Source organism: Pseudomonas sp. G.S.17 (assembly GCF_038096165.1).
Classification (GTDB): Bacteria; Pseudomonadota; Gammaproteobacteria; order Pseudomonadales; family Pseudomonadaceae; genus Aquipseudomonas.
On sequence record NZ_CP151076.1, the window covers coordinates 1521908 to 1533529 of the forward strand.

An 11622-nucleotide genomic window follows, 5' to 3' on the forward strand; every position below is an offset into this window, starting at 1 on the left:
TGAAGGCCGAGTCTATTGGCTGGTCGCAATGCCCGATAGCGATTTCCGTTTCGAAAAGGTTTCCAAGTCAGCTGTGACAGCGGTCCGCTGACGGGAGCATTATTCTGTCTAGGTGGTTTTTGTGTGCAGACCACTGCCAGGGTGGGCCTTCGGGCGGGCCTGGACACGGTATAGCCGGTAGTCACGTGTACTGCAGAACACCGGCAGCCAGCGTGCCCCTATCCTCTGTTGCTCCGGAGTGGCGCTGGCGGACTGAGGGGAAAGACCCTCAACTAATCACGCTAAGCTCCACTCGACACTGGTAAGTCCAAGGCTCTCAGCTTGCGGCTTGCTCAGCTTGGGACTCTTGTCGTTCCTGTATTTGGGGATCTGGCCTAGCCCAGCATCGACCGTCGCCCAATACCATGCTTCCGCATGGCTCATAGTTTCAGCTCGGATGTAGAAGGTCCTGTACAGGCCCTGAAGCAGGTAGTCGATACGGTAGTGATTGTCCTGCGCCATAGCTGATCCTTAATTGTTCTGACGTTGAGCAGATTGGTTCAGAAAGAATCGATTCTCTGGCTCAGAAAAAATTCAATGATGGCCGCTGTTTAGTTGTGCACCCATTCCCAAGCCTCGGCATTTGCCGGGGTTTTTTGTTTATAGCTCCCCGAAAGGGAGGATAGCGGATGAAATCCATGCCAGAGAAAACTCCTGACTTCTGGGTGCAGGTCTGGCTCGTCCTCAGTACACCGCTCTGGCAAGGGGCAATCATGGCCGCGACCATTACTTTCTTGCGTGTTCTGTACGAAGCCAAGGAAGCGAACAAATGGCGGATCGTGCTAGAGGCGCTTATCTGTGGCTCGCTGAGTCTGTCAGCCAGTAGTGTCATCGAATGGATGGCTTGGCCGCCCAGCTTGTCAGTCGCCGCCGGCGGAACCATTGGCTTCGTCGGCGTGACGGCAATCAGGGATCTGATCATCAGGTTCCTCGGACGTAAGGCGGATTCAGCATGACCACATTGAAAGCCTTCGCCTTGGCCTGCGTTATCACGTTGGTGGGTGTGCTGCTGGTGGGCATTCAGCAATACCGGGTGCTCGCACTAGAAGGCCGGGTCAGCATTGAAACCAAGAGTAAGGACGATGCGATCAAGGCGAACGCCGAGAGCTTGGCAACAATCACCACGTTGCGCGACGAGGCCAAGAGAAACGCTAACTATCAGGCCGACCTCAGCAAGCGCCTGAAAGACAGCGAACAGAAAGCCCTGAAGGCAAGGAAAGATTTTGAAGACCTCAAGCGTAAGAGTCCGGCTGTTCGCAAGTGGGCTGATCAGCCTTTGCCTGACGGCCTGCGCGGGAAGCCCCCAGCCATTGGTGGTAAAGACAACAGCGGTAAGGCTCGAACCCCCTGAGCTAATCCCTTGTGAGCGGATCAGCCAGAGCGAGGATGACCTTGCCCTGAATGGCGATCTCTGGGCGCTGAAGGATCGGGCGGTGAATCTGCTCGATACATGCGCCGATCAGGTCGATGCGCAGATCGTTCGCAGTCAGAGCAAGTAGTTTCGCGGGTAGCGCAGGTCGCTCGCCAGCCTTCCAAGCTGGCTATCAGGGTTCGATTCTCTCTATCCGCTCCAATTTTCAATGGGGCCGTAGCTCAGTGGTAGAGCGCCAGGACTTAGGTAGTTGCAAATACCGAAAGACTGCCTGGATGTCGGAGGTTTGAATCCTCCCGGCCCCCGCCTACTGGAAGGCCGCAAGGCAGAACTAAAACGAGGCGTCGGTGCACGCCTACCTGACGAACGAACGACCTGACGCGCAGGGTAATCAGTCGGCAGGGAACCAGTAGGGCACACAAATTACTCCGCGCCACGATTTCAGATTCGCCGTTTCGTGGCGCGAGGTGAGAGCAATGAGGTTCAGCACATCTGGCCGATACCTCGACGCCTATCACGGGAATGGCTGGTTCATCGCGTGGGTGCGGTCAGCGGGAATACTTCTGATCTGTTTTCGGCCTTTCCACTGGCGCCTCTACTACGTTCGCCTACCGGTGAAAAGTCGGGTTAGACGCCTGTACATCGGGCCTTTCGAGTTTGAACTGACGAGCCTGAGTCCGCCACGATGAAGAAGTCCTGGTCAGTCACCACGCCAGGCTACCCGCCATTCCCAATGATCATGCCAGCTGATCACGATCCCGCTGGAGCGCTGGCATTCGCTCAGTGCATCTGGCCTAACGCAACAGTGGAGTGAGCCAAATGAGCAAAGTTATCGAGATCCTTGTTATCGGCGATGTCGGTTCGGGCAAGTCGCACGTACTCGAATTGATCGACAAAGCACTGCGCGCTGAATACGGCCATCACGTACAGATCGCCTCGCACGATCTCTCCTGCGAGCGTGGTCTCGGCTCGCCGGGTACCAAGCCGCGAGTGTCCGAAACCATCTTCAGTCTGAGAGAGCATTCCGCACGCATTACCAACGAAGCCGCAGCGAACATGCGCAGCCGTTTGCGTGATGCCGCAGCAGAAGCACCCAAGGCCACCGCCATCCAGGGTGAGGCCATCAACTTCATGCTTGACCCGCTTGAGCAGGCCATCGAGCTAACCGTTCGCTTGGTAGACGAGCGATTAGCTGCGGACCATCCATCTTGCTTGAACATCAGCGCGATGCTGGTAGGTCATTTGGAAGAGCTTCTCGCTGAGCAGTTGAAGCGGGTGACTGCCAATGACTAGCGCCAAGACAGAAAGCGAGTATTTCAAGCAGGCGCACGTCCACACTGGCGATGACGGCCGAGGTTTACGCGATGTCTTCGTCGGTGGCGTCCTGTTCGATGACGTCACCTTTGCAGATACCGAACTTGGTATCGCCGTTATGGCGGTCCAGCCGCTGCGGGTGCTGCCAGGCACTGAATACATCGATCAGATCGCCGTCCTGGGTGACGTTCGCGTCGAGCCCAAGCTTGCCGAAGCGGTATAAGCAGCATGGGTACCGACAATCGCTCATTCACCTTCAAGTCTCGCCACTACGACACCAGCAAGCGCATCACTGGTCGGGCGCTGCAGAAGCGCCGCCTGACTGTCTGGACGAAGGACCCATGCTGCGCAGTATGCCGTCGGCTCACTGAGTATCCGTCGGGCTTTGAGCTCGACCACAAGGTGCCACTGTTCAAGGATGGTGACGACACCGAGGCGAACTGCCAAGTGCTCTGCAATGGGGGCAACGGATGCCACGAGAAGAAGACGGCAGCCGACCTTGGATATCGGCACAAGCAGACGATTGGGCCTGATGGATATCCGGCCGAATGAATGCGAAACACTCTCATCCGAAGCGCTCTGTAATGGTGCATGCACCGAAATAGGGCGGGGGAGGGGGAAACTTCAGAAGTCGTCAAGCCGGAAATCGTCTCCCGCCCTTTCCTTTCATTAATCCGTAGTTTTTTGGTAAATCGCCATGGCCGAAAGAGGCAGAAAATCAGTTGCCTCCTTGTATGTGGCCAAGCCCGGTGGTGTCGACTCCCGGATGGTCCCACCGGCAGGCTTGACCCCGGCCCAAAAGGTGACTTGGGTCACCGTAGTGAATGCCCGGCCTGCTGACTGGTTCGGCCCGGAGAACGCCGCGCTGCTTGTCCAGTACTGCCGGCACAAGGTGCAGTCAGACATTCTGGCTCAGCAGCTTGAATCGTTCGACCCTGCCTGGCTTCTGGAAGACGAAGGCCTCAAACGCTATGACAAGTTGAGCGCCATGGTTGAGCGGGAAACCCGAACGATGAATGCGCTCCTCAGATCAATGCGCCTCACACAGCAAAGCTTGGTCCGCGCGGACAAGGCAGTGCCATCCGCGAAAGGACGTAAACCATGGCAGGGCGAAAACGACTGACCAGGGCCGAGCGGAATATCAAGTGGATAGAAAGCTTCTGCTGCATCCCGGAAGGGAAGATGGTCGGCAAGAAGGTGAAGCTGACCACCAAACAGAAAGGGTGGATGGTCCGGATCTATGATTCGCCGACCCGGACGTTCATTTTGTCCATGGCACGCAAAAACGCCAAGACTGCATTGAGCGCGTTCATCGTGTTGCTTCACCTGTGTGGCCCTGAAGCGCGTCCGAACTCACAGATTTACAGCGCGGCGCAGTCCCGCGACCAAGCAGCCATCCTGTTTGAACTGGCCGCCAAGGTCGTTCGGATGAGCGAAGACCTGTCCACTTACGTGAATATCCGCGACACAGCCAAGGAATTGCTCTGCGGCGAACTCGGCACGCTATACAAGGCACTCAGCGCCGATGCGGCCACCAAGTTTGGCTTGAGCCCGGCACTGATGATTCACGATGAGTTGGGCCAGGTCGTCGGGCCACGCTCCCAGCTGTATGAAGCGCTTGAGACTGCCAGCGCCGCACAAGAGCAGCCGCTATCGATCATCATCAGCACCCAGGCCCCAACCGATGCCGATTTGCTGAGCTTGCTGATCGATGACGCTCTGTCCGGTGCCGATCCGCGCAACAAAGTTGAGATTTGCACCGCGCCGCTGGACTTGGACCCGTTCAGCGAAGAGGCAATCCGGGCGGCAAATCCGCACTTCGACGACTTCATGAACAAGGAAGAGGTGTTTCGCCAGGCGTCGGACGCGAAGCGCCTGCCCAGCCGCGAGCCTGCCTACCGAAACCTGATTCTGAATCAGCGCGTCGAGGCCCGCAGCCCCTTCGTAAACCGGACAATCTGGGCTGAAAACGGCGGCAAACCGGCTTCAATTGACGGCCGTCGTGTTTTTGGAGGTCTGGACTTGTCGGCGGTCAGCGACTTGACCTCCCTAGAGCTGGTCACTGAAGACGGCGATGTCGAATCTACCTTCTGGCTTCCGGAAGAGGGCTTGACGGAAAAATCCCGAAACGACCGGGTGCCGTATGACCAATGGGCGCGGGATGGTTTTCTAGAAACCTGCCCAGGCCGTGCGATTGAGTACGACTTTGTCGCCGAGTATCTCCGGACGGTCTTCGACCGATGCGACGTTCAGGTCATCAACTTTGACCGGTACAACATGCGCTTTCTTAAGCCTTGCTTGATCAGGGCGGGATTTTCAGAGGAAGAACTGAGCCGGTTCCATGAGTTCGGGCAGGGATTCCAAAGCATGTCACCCGCGCTGCGCGAATTCGAATCAATGCTGCTGGCGAAAAAGCTTCGTCACGCCATGCATCCGGTGCTGACGATGTGTTCGGCCAACGCGGTGACGGTGACCGATCCGGCCGGCGGGCGAAAATTTACCAAGGCCAAGGCAACTGGCCGCATCGACGGCATGGTCGCGTTGGCGATGGCCGTCTCTGCTGCCAGCAGTGGCGAGTCAGAAGAAGCGCCCGCCGACCTTGATGCATTCCTCTTCAGACCAATGAGCTTCTAATGGCCGATACCGACTACAGCATCGATCTGCGCACCCGCAGCCCCTTCTGGGCGCGCATGGCCAGCTTCTTCACGGGAGGCCGCCTTGTAACGCCTGAGAAAGGATCACAGACCGGACCTATGTCCGCCACCGGCACGGTTGGTGACTCGGTTGTTTCTGACGAGCGCTCTTTGCAGATCGCTACGGTGTTCGCGTGCGTCCGCCTGATCTCAACCGTAACCGCCGGCCTGCCGCTGGACGTGTTCGAGACGAAGGACGGCAATCGCGACAAGGTCGGGCTGGATAATCCGCTGGCCCGCCTGCTTCGTTTCATGCCGAACCAGTACATGACGGCGGTGGAGTTTCGCGAAGCGATGACCATGCAGCTGTGTTTTTACGGTAACGCTTACGCTTTCATCGAGCGAAACAGCGTTGGCGACGTGATTAGCCTTATGCCCCTCATGACCGTTCAGATGGACGTCAGGATGGAGAATAAGCGCGTCGTCTACCGCTACAAGCGCGACACCGAATACGTCGACTTCAAGCAGAGCGACATATTCCACCTGAAGGGTTTCGGCTTTAACGGCCTGGTCGGTCTGTCGCCAATTGCGTTCGGCGCCAAGACAACCGGTGTCGCGGTTGCGATGGAAGATCAGCAGCGCGACTTTTACGCCAATGGCGCGAAGTCTCCGCAGATCCTTTCGACTGGCGAAAAGACACTTACCGAAGCGCAGCGCGACCAGCTCGATGTCAACTTCAAGGAAATCTCAGGCGGCCCGGTTAAGAAAAGGCTGTGGATTCTTGAGGCAGGCTTCACCACCCAGGCCATCGGCGTAACCCCTCAGGATGCCGAGACAATGGCCGCCCGAAAGTTTCAGGTCAGCGAAGTGGCGCGCTTCTTTGGTGTGCCTCCGCACCTGGTGGGCGATGTCGAAAAATCCACCAGCTGGGGTTCGGGCATCGAGCAGCAGAATCTCGGGTTTCTGCAGTACACGCTTTCACCCTTTATCAATCGCTGGGAGTACGCCATCGAGCGCTGGCTACTTAAACCCGCCGATGTTGGCCGCCTCCACGCCGAGCACAACCTCGAAGGTTTGTTGCGGGGTGACTCGACCGCGCGGGCGAACTATCTGAAGTCTCAGATTGATTCCGGACTGCTCACCGTCAACGAAGGCCGCCGTCTCGATAACCGGCCTTCGCTGCCTGGCGGCGATGTCGCCACCCGACAATCGCAAAACGTGCCGCTTGATCAGCTTGGCAAAACGAACCCCGCCCCTAGCGGGGTTTAGTTTTTCTGGAGTCAGCAAATGTCCAATATTCAAAAGACCATCGCCTTTGAACAGGCTGAAATCAAGTTCGCGGGAAACGGCACGCAGGGTGTGTTCGAGGGTTACGCAAGTGTCTTCAACAAGGTTGATGCCGATGGCGACATCATCCTGCCTGGTGCGTTCGCCAAGGCCCTGACCGGTCAGAGTCGGGCGGTGGCGATGTTCTTCAACCACCAGCGCAACGAGATCCCAGTGGGCAAGTGGCTGCACCTCGAAGAGGACAGCAAGGGCTTACTTGCTCGCGGCGAGCTCACCCCCGGCAACCCCCAGTCTGAAGCGCTCAAAGCGGCCATGCAGCACGGCACGGTCGGCGGCCTTTCCGTTGGCTTTCTGGCGGCTGCTGGCGACTTCGACCGAATTCAGAGCGGCATGGCCTTCAAATCCATGCAGCGCCTGCGCGAGATCAGCATCTGCACCGAGCCTTCGAATGAAGACGCGGCCATCTCGTCGCTGAAAAGCATGGAAACAATCGAATCAATTCGTGATGCGGAGCACTGGCTGAGAGATTCAGCCGGCCTTTCCAAGTCCGAAGCGTTGGCGTTCATCGCCCGCATCAAGTCCGCAGTTCGGAGCGATTCCGAAGGTGGCGAAATTTCAGCGCTGTTGCAGCGCATCAACTCCTTCACCCCTTCAGGAATCAAATCATGACCGAATTGGCCAAGATCGAAAAAGCCATCGAAGAACAACAGACCCGCATTCAGGGCCTGTTCGATGAACAGAAGAAAGAGATTTCCAGCACTGGCGAGATCAGCAAAAAACTGCAGGATGACTTCATCAAGCTGCAGGAAGAGCTGAAAACCTCCGGTACGCGCCTGTTTGACCTGGAATCCAAGCTTGCAGCGGGCAATCTGGATAATCCAGAGCACAAGAAATCCTTTGCCGAGCGCGCCGCTGAAGACCTGAAAAAGGGCTGGAACGGCTCCACGTCGGGCAAAGTCGACGTGAAGAGCTTCAGCAAAGCGCTAGGCTCTGGCGCTGGCTCGGCTGCGGCGCTCGTTCAGGCTCGACAGAATCCCGGCATCCTGATGCCTGGACTGCGCCGGCTCACTATTCGTGATCTGTTGGCCCAGGGCCGCACCACGTCGAACGCTATCGAATACGTTCGCGAAAATGTGTTCACCAACAGCGCCGCGCCGGTTGCTGAAGGCGCTCTGAAGCCTGAGTCGCAGCTGACCTTCACCAAGGAAACCGCGAACGTCAAAACCATTGCTCACTGGATCCAGGCTTCGCGCCAGATCATGGACGATGCGCCGATGCTCGAATCCTACGTGAACGGCCGCCTGCTGTTCGGCCTGGATCTGGCTGAAGAAGGCCAGTTGCTCAATGGTGACGGCACCGGTGACAACCTGATCGGCCTGAACATGGTGGCCACTGCCTACGCGACCAGCCTCAACGCTGCCGGTGACACTCGCGCGGATCAGTTGGCCCACGCCATTTTCCAAACCAGCGAGTCGGAGTTTGAAGCGTCCGGCGTGATCCTGAACCCACGCGACTGGCACGCCATTTCTCTGCTGAAAGATGCCGACGGTCGTTACATCTTCGGCGGTCCTGCCGCATTCGCGGCCAAAGTCCTGTGGGGACTGCCGGTTGTGGCCACCAAGGCCCAGGCACAGGGCACCTTCACCGTTGGCGGTTTCGACCTGGCTTCGCAGATCTGGGACCGGATGGACGCGACCATCGAGATCAGCAACCAGGATCGCGACAACTTCGTGAAGAACATGCTGACCATCCTGTGCGAAGAACGGCTGGCGGTGACTCACTACCGTCCGACCGCGATCATCAAAGGCACATTCACCCCGGCTGCGTAACTACCGAGGACGGGGCGGGTAACTGCCCCGTTGCCATATGAAGAAGATTCGAGCGCTACGCCAGTTTTCACACTTCCATGCGGGCAACTTCAACCAGTTTGAAGAGCGTGACGTGGATGACGCCATCGCCGAGGCCTTAATCGGCATGGACCTCGCCGAAGAAGTAGACGCCGAGCCTGAAGATAAGAAGCCGGCGAAAAAAGTGGTGAAGTAAATGATTGATCTCGCGCTGGTCAAAATTCACCTTCGGGTCGACGGCACTCTTGAAGACACGCTGATCGGCTCCTATCTGTCCGCAGCTGTTGAGTACGTCCAGCAGCATTGCGACCGCCGAATCGCAGAGACGCCGGTGACTTCTGATCAGATGGCCCTCACCGATGACGTCAAGCAGGCGATTCTTCTGCTCGTCGGTCACTGGTACGCCAACCGCGAGGAGGTCGTCATCGGCGCTGCCGCGAATCAAGTCCCGATGGGGGTTACGGCCCTGCTCTGGACAAGGAAGCGTTTCGGATGAGGGCCGGGCCACTGCGTCACCGGTGCATTGTGCAGAAAAGCCAGAAAGTCCCCGATGGTGGGGGCGGGTATTCACAAGGCTGGGTGAGCCTACGTGAGATTTGGGCAGAGGTCACGATGCCAACCGGCCGAACGGCTCCTGTCTCCCAGCAAATCAAAAATCTGGTCACCGCAGAGATCCGCGTTCGACCGGCGCCCGACCTTCTGGCCGGGCTCCGGATCGTCAATAACGGCACCACTTACCTGATTGAAGCCGCACTTCCAGACAATGAGCATTCGATGCTCCGCCTGTTGTGCTCCAACGTTCCAAACCCTTGAGGTTTTCACCATGAAAATTCGAGCATTATCCCGTTTGTCCGGTCCGACTGGCGTCCAGATGCCAGGCGATGAATTCGTCGTTGACGCCGCGACCGGTGCTGACCTGATCGCGCGCCGCGCAGCTGAAGAAGTCTTGCCCGTTCCGGCTGAGCCGGTGGCCGACAAGAAACCAGCGAAGAATAAGGCCTGATCGTGGCCCGGCGCTCAAGCGTGCAGGGCAACTTCAAGTTGCGTGGGCTGCTGCGCCGGATCGGCAACCAGATGGAGAGCGATTTGCGCCCGGCGATGGTCCAGGCTGCCAATCTTGTGCTTGCCACCCAGCAGCGCCTGATTCCACGCGACCCGAGTTCTTCGGAGCACATTGAGGATGAGCTCGAGGCGTTTGTCTCGAAAAGCGGCCTCGATGCGCAGATTGGTATTCGCGGGAAGAAAGATAATCGGAAGTTCTTCTACGGCCGATTCCTTGAATACGGCACGAAGCAGTACACCCGGGGCGACAACACTGTCGCTGCTCGGCCTGCGCATCCATGGCTTCGCCCGTCGTACGACATGAACCGCGAGCAGATTGTCGACCTGATCACCAAGGCGGTTGCTTCGACCTTGCGCAAGGCTGCGGAGGCCAAATGAGCAATCCAAGCTGGGCGTTGCAAGTGGCTTTGTTTGAGCGGCTGTCAGCGGCTCTGACGGTGCCTGTATTCGACGCCGTAGAGAGCGGCACTCCGTATCCCTACGTGACGCTTGATTACGAGGCTGTAGACAACACCTCGCCGATCTCAGGCAAGAAGCGGGAGAGCCGGCTGTTTTACCTCAGTGTCTGGAGCGATCACCAAGGCCAGGCCGAGGTTAAGCGCATCAATGCTGAGATTGCTGAAACCCTGGACGAAGTGAAACTGCCGCTCAGCACCGGCAACGCGGTATCGGTCCGCGTCATCCGTACAGAATCAAATCGTGACGCTGACGGCATCACCTACATGGGCTCCGTCACGCTGCGCATCATCACTCAACACTAATTTCCGCCACTCCGGCCGCGCTGCGGCTACATCACCTGTCCTCAGGAGGACTACCCATGCCTGTTAATACCGCTGCCGGTACGCGACTTTCCATTGGTCCGCGTCTCTCGGCAAAACTCCCGGCTCTGGATTCCGCCGCTATCACGCTGCTGGCTGCCGTCACGTACGTCGAAGTTGGCGAACTGGAAAACATCGGCGACTACGGCGATGAAGTTGGCGACGTGACGTTCTCGGCCCTGGCCGACTCGCGCACCCGTCACTTGAAAGGCTTGGCTGACGCCGGTTCAGTTGAACTCGCTATCGGCTTTGACGCTGGTGACGCTGGCCAGTTGGCTCTGGTCGCTGCGCAGAAAGATCGCTCCCAGTTCGATTACCCGGTGAAAGTCGAGTACGTCGATGGTCTGGTCGATTACTTCGCCGTCAAGGTCATGAGCTCCCGCAAAGGCGTGGGCGGCGCCGAAGACGTGATCAAGCGCAACGTGACCGTGGGTATCAACTCCGGGATCTACGAAGTGCCTGTTCCTGTCACGCCTTGATCCGCTGATCGTTTCACTGCGCGGCCGTCCGGCTGCGCAGCGTTTGCTCCCTTCTTAATTCCAGGAACACCCCCACATGTCCAAGACCAACTACGGCACCGTTGACGTTGAAGTCGGCACCGAGATCTACACCCTCAGTTTCAACCTGAAAGCCGTTCGCGCGCTTGAACGCTTCTTCGGCGGTATTTCGCCTGCGTTGCAGGAGCTGCAAAAGCTGCAACTGGGCGCGGCCGCCCGGGTCATCATCGCTGGCGCAAACCTGACGCTGAAGCCGAAGGAAGTCGAAGCGCTGGAAGAAGAGATCTACGACTTCGGCATCGGTGAAGTGACGCCTTCCCTGATCAACTACGTCGTGGCGCTGCTGAACCCGGCCGCAAAGAGCGCGGAAGACCTCGCTGCGGCTGACGCTGCGGCTGCTGAGGCGGCGACGAAAGCCCCAAAAAAGTAAAGCCTGACCCCAATCGGAGCTATGTCGATGAGGTTTACGGCATGGCTACCGGCTGGCTGGGCTGGTCCGACAGCGAAGCATGGACGGCCTCGGTGCCATCTATCTTCCTGGCATGGGAGGCGAAAAAGGTCTTTCTCGAAATGACCAACCCTAATGGCCCGCCGAAGAAGAAGCCGAGCAAGGAAATGGCCGCCAAAGAGGCGCGCATGGGTTTCCGGGCGGCTGCAATGAATCGCCTGCAGGACAGCGCGGCGTCTCCATGACGCTGCGAATAAATTTGTGATCAGCCGCCCATTGAGGCGGTTTTTTTTCGCCTGGAGAAA

Annotated in this window: 21 protein-coding genes and 1 tRNA gene; 21 read left to right on the plus strand and 1 reads right to left on the minus strand. The window is 58.0% G+C overall.

The window, feature by feature from the left end:
• Window positions 1-276: 276 nt before the first annotated feature.
• Window positions 277-501, minus strand: coding sequence for a DUF6555 family protein (locus tag AABC73_RS06940; RefSeq protein ID WP_341522985.1), 225 nt, complete (start codon window positions 499-501; stop codon window positions 277-279).
• Between the two features lie 167 nt (window positions 502-668).
• On the opposite strand from AABC73_RS06940, the gene AABC73_RS06945 reads away from it, so the two are divergent.
• The 21 genes from AABC73_RS06945 (at window position 669) to AABC73_RS07045 (ending at window position 11562) form a co-directional block, all read left to right on the plus strand.
• Window positions 669-995: a phage holin, lambda family gene (locus AABC73_RS06945; protein ID WP_341522986.1), complete on the plus strand. Its 327-nt coding sequence runs from the start codon at window positions 669-671 to the stop codon at window positions 993-995.
• A 5-nt stretch (window positions 996-1000) separates the two neighbouring features.
• A complete protein-coding gene (locus AABC73_RS06950; RefSeq protein WP_341524185.1) occupies window positions 1001-1390 on the plus strand; it encodes a hypothetical protein in 390 nt (129 codons plus the stop codon).
• Window positions 1353-1538, plus strand: a complete 186-nt coding sequence (locus AABC73_RS06955) for a hypothetical protein (protein WP_341522987.1) — start codon at window positions 1353-1355, stop codon at window positions 1536-1538. The genes AABC73_RS06950 and AABC73_RS06955 overlap by 38 nt, the downstream gene beginning before the upstream one ends.
• An 83-nt stretch (window positions 1539-1621) precedes the next feature.
• Window positions 1622-1716 (plus strand) — tRNA-OTHER (locus AABC73_RS06960).
• A 514-nt stretch (window positions 1717-2230) separates the two neighbouring features.
• Window positions 2231-2704, plus strand: a complete 474-nt coding sequence (locus tag AABC73_RS06965; protein ID WP_341522988.1) for a hypothetical protein — start codon at window positions 2231-2233, stop codon at window positions 2702-2704.
• Entirely contained in the window at window positions 2697-2948 is a 252-nt protein-coding gene (locus AABC73_RS06970) for a hypothetical protein (protein WP_341522989.1), read from the plus strand. Before AABC73_RS06965 ends, AABC73_RS06970 begins: the two co-directional genes overlap by 8 nt.
• A 5-nt stretch (window positions 2949-2953) precedes the next feature.
• On the plus strand, window positions 2954-3277 hold the full coding sequence (locus AABC73_RS06975) for an HNH endonuclease (protein WP_341522990.1): 324 nt from the start codon (window positions 2954-2956) through the stop codon (window positions 3275-3277).
• 145 nt (window positions 3278-3422) lie between these two features.
• Entirely contained in the window at window positions 3423-3848 is a 426-nt protein-coding gene (locus AABC73_RS06980; RefSeq protein WP_341522991.1) for a hypothetical protein, read from the plus strand.
• A complete protein-coding gene (locus AABC73_RS06985; RefSeq protein ID WP_341522992.1) occupies window positions 3827-5359 on the plus strand; it encodes a terminase TerL endonuclease subunit in 1533 nt (510 codons plus the stop codon). Before AABC73_RS06980 ends, AABC73_RS06985 begins: the two co-directional genes overlap by 22 nt.
• Window positions 5359-6627 (plus strand): phage portal protein, encoded by a 1269-nt coding sequence (locus AABC73_RS06990; protein ID WP_341522993.1) that lies wholly within the window; start codon window positions 5359-5361, stop codon window positions 6625-6627. The genes AABC73_RS06985 and AABC73_RS06990 overlap by 1 nt, the downstream gene beginning before the upstream one ends.
• Before the next feature lie 18 nt (window positions 6628-6645).
• Window positions 6646-7314, plus strand: coding sequence for an HK97 family phage prohead protease (locus AABC73_RS06995; RefSeq protein ID WP_341522994.1), 669 nt, complete (start codon window positions 6646-6648; stop codon window positions 7312-7314).
• A complete protein-coding gene (locus tag AABC73_RS07000; RefSeq protein WP_341522995.1) occupies window positions 7311-8474 on the plus strand; it encodes a phage major capsid protein in 1164 nt (387 codons plus the stop codon). Before AABC73_RS06995 ends, AABC73_RS07000 begins: the two co-directional genes overlap by 4 nt.
• Before the next feature lie 37 nt (window positions 8475-8511).
• Window positions 8512-8688: a hypothetical protein gene (locus tag AABC73_RS07005; RefSeq protein ID WP_159434371.1), complete on the plus strand. Its 177-nt coding sequence runs from the start codon at window positions 8512-8514 to the stop codon at window positions 8686-8688.
• A complete protein-coding gene (locus tag AABC73_RS07010; protein WP_341522996.1) occupies window positions 8689-8988 on the plus strand; it encodes a head-tail connector protein in 300 nt (99 codons plus the stop codon). It begins immediately after the preceding gene.
• The gene (locus AABC73_RS07015; RefSeq protein WP_341522997.1) at window positions 8985-9305 is read left to right on the plus strand and encodes a head-tail adaptor protein; all 321 of its coding nucleotides are present in this window, start codon (window positions 8985-8987) and stop codon (window positions 9303-9305) included. The genes AABC73_RS07010 and AABC73_RS07015 overlap by 4 nt, the downstream gene beginning before the upstream one ends.
• A 10-nt stretch (window positions 9306-9315) precedes the next feature.
• A complete protein-coding gene (locus AABC73_RS07020; protein WP_341522998.1) occupies window positions 9316-9495 on the plus strand; it encodes a hypothetical protein in 180 nt (59 codons plus the stop codon).
• A 2-nt stretch (window positions 9496-9497) separates the two neighbouring features.
• Window positions 9498-9932 carry an HK97-gp10 family putative phage morphogenesis protein gene (locus AABC73_RS07025; RefSeq protein WP_341522999.1) on the plus strand — a complete coding sequence of 145 codons (435 nt, stop codon included), beginning with the start codon at window positions 9498-9500 and terminating at the stop codon, window positions 9930-9932.
• Window positions 9929-10315 (plus strand): DUF3168 domain-containing protein, encoded by a 387-nt coding sequence (locus AABC73_RS07030; protein ID WP_341523000.1) that lies wholly within the window; start codon window positions 9929-9931, stop codon window positions 10313-10315. The genes AABC73_RS07025 and AABC73_RS07030 overlap by 4 nt, the downstream gene beginning before the upstream one ends.
• Before the next feature lie 56 nt (window positions 10316-10371).
• On the plus strand, window positions 10372-10851 hold the full coding sequence (locus AABC73_RS07035) for a phage tail tube protein (protein ID WP_341523001.1): 480 nt from the start codon (window positions 10372-10374) through the stop codon (window positions 10849-10851).
• Window positions 10852-10927: 76 nt separating this feature from the next.
• Window positions 10928-11299: a hypothetical protein gene (locus AABC73_RS07040; RefSeq protein WP_341522212.1), complete on the plus strand. Its 372-nt coding sequence runs from the start codon at window positions 10928-10930 to the stop codon at window positions 11297-11299.
• A 41-nt stretch (window positions 11300-11340) separates the two neighbouring features.
• The gene (locus AABC73_RS07045) at window positions 11341-11562 is read left to right on the plus strand and encodes a hypothetical protein (protein WP_341523002.1); all 222 of its coding nucleotides are present in this window, start codon (window positions 11341-11343) and stop codon (window positions 11560-11562) included.
• Window positions 11563-11622: the final 60 nt, after the last annotated feature.

Excerpts from the sequence above, each read along its gene's own strand:
- AABC73_RS07010 (WP_341522996.1), top strand. The coding sequence starts at position 8,689 with ATGATTGATCTCGCGCTGGTCAAAATTCACCTTCGGGTCGACGGCACT.
- AABC73_RS06970 (WP_341522989.1), top strand. The coding sequence starts at position 2,697 with ATGACTAGCGCCAAGACAGAAAGCGAGTATTTCAAGCAGGCGCACGTC.
- AABC73_RS07045 (WP_341523002.1), top strand. The coding sequence starts at position 11,341 with ATGGCTACCGGCTGGCTGGGCTGGTCCGACAGCGAAGCATGGACGGCC.
- AABC73_RS06945 (WP_341522986.1), top strand. The coding sequence starts at position 669 with ATGAAATCCATGCCAGAGAAAACTCCTGACTTCTGGGTGCAGGTCTGG.
- AABC73_RS06965 (WP_341522988.1), top strand. The coding sequence starts at position 2,231 with ATGAGCAAAGTTATCGAGATCCTTGTTATCGGCGATGTCGGTTCGGGC.
- AABC73_RS07040 (WP_341522212.1), top strand. The coding sequence starts at position 10,928 with ATGTCCAAGACCAACTACGGCACCGTTGACGTTGAAGTCGGCACCGAG.
- AABC73_RS07035 (WP_341523001.1), top strand. The coding sequence starts at position 10,372 with ATGCCTGTTAATACCGCTGCCGGTACGCGACTTTCCATTGGTCCGCGT.
- AABC73_RS06980 (WP_341522991.1), top strand. The coding sequence starts at position 3,423 with ATGGCCGAAAGAGGCAGAAAATCAGTTGCCTCCTTGTATGTGGCCAAG.
- AABC73_RS06985 (WP_341522992.1), top strand. The coding sequence starts at position 3,827 with ATGGCAGGGCGAAAACGACTGACCAGGGCCGAGCGGAATATCAAGTGG.
- AABC73_RS06990 (WP_341522993.1), top strand. The coding sequence starts at position 5,359 with ATGGCCGATACCGACTACAGCATCGATCTGCGCACCCGCAGCCCCTTC.
- AABC73_RS07030 (WP_341523000.1), top strand. The coding sequence starts at position 9,929 with ATGAGCAATCCAAGCTGGGCGTTGCAAGTGGCTTTGTTTGAGCGGCTG.
- AABC73_RS06940 (WP_341522985.1), bottom strand. The coding sequence starts at position 501 with ATGGCGCAGGACAATCACTACCGTATCGACTACCTGCTTCAGGGCCTG.
- AABC73_RS06975 (WP_341522990.1), top strand. The coding sequence starts at position 2,954 with ATGGGTACCGACAATCGCTCATTCACCTTCAAGTCTCGCCACTACGAC.
- AABC73_RS07020 (WP_341522998.1), top strand. The coding sequence starts at position 9,316 with ATGAAAATTCGAGCATTATCCCGTTTGTCCGGTCCGACTGGCGTCCAG.
- AABC73_RS07005 (WP_159434371.1), top strand. The coding sequence starts at position 8,512 with ATGAAGAAGATTCGAGCGCTACGCCAGTTTTCACACTTCCATGCGGGC.
- AABC73_RS07000 (WP_341522995.1), top strand. The coding sequence starts at position 7,311 with ATGACCGAATTGGCCAAGATCGAAAAAGCCATCGAAGAACAACAGACC.
- AABC73_RS07015 (WP_341522997.1), top strand. The coding sequence starts at position 8,985 with ATGAGGGCCGGGCCACTGCGTCACCGGTGCATTGTGCAGAAAAGCCAG.
- AABC73_RS06995 (WP_341522994.1), top strand. The coding sequence starts at position 6,646 with ATGTCCAATATTCAAAAGACCATCGCCTTTGAACAGGCTGAAATCAAG.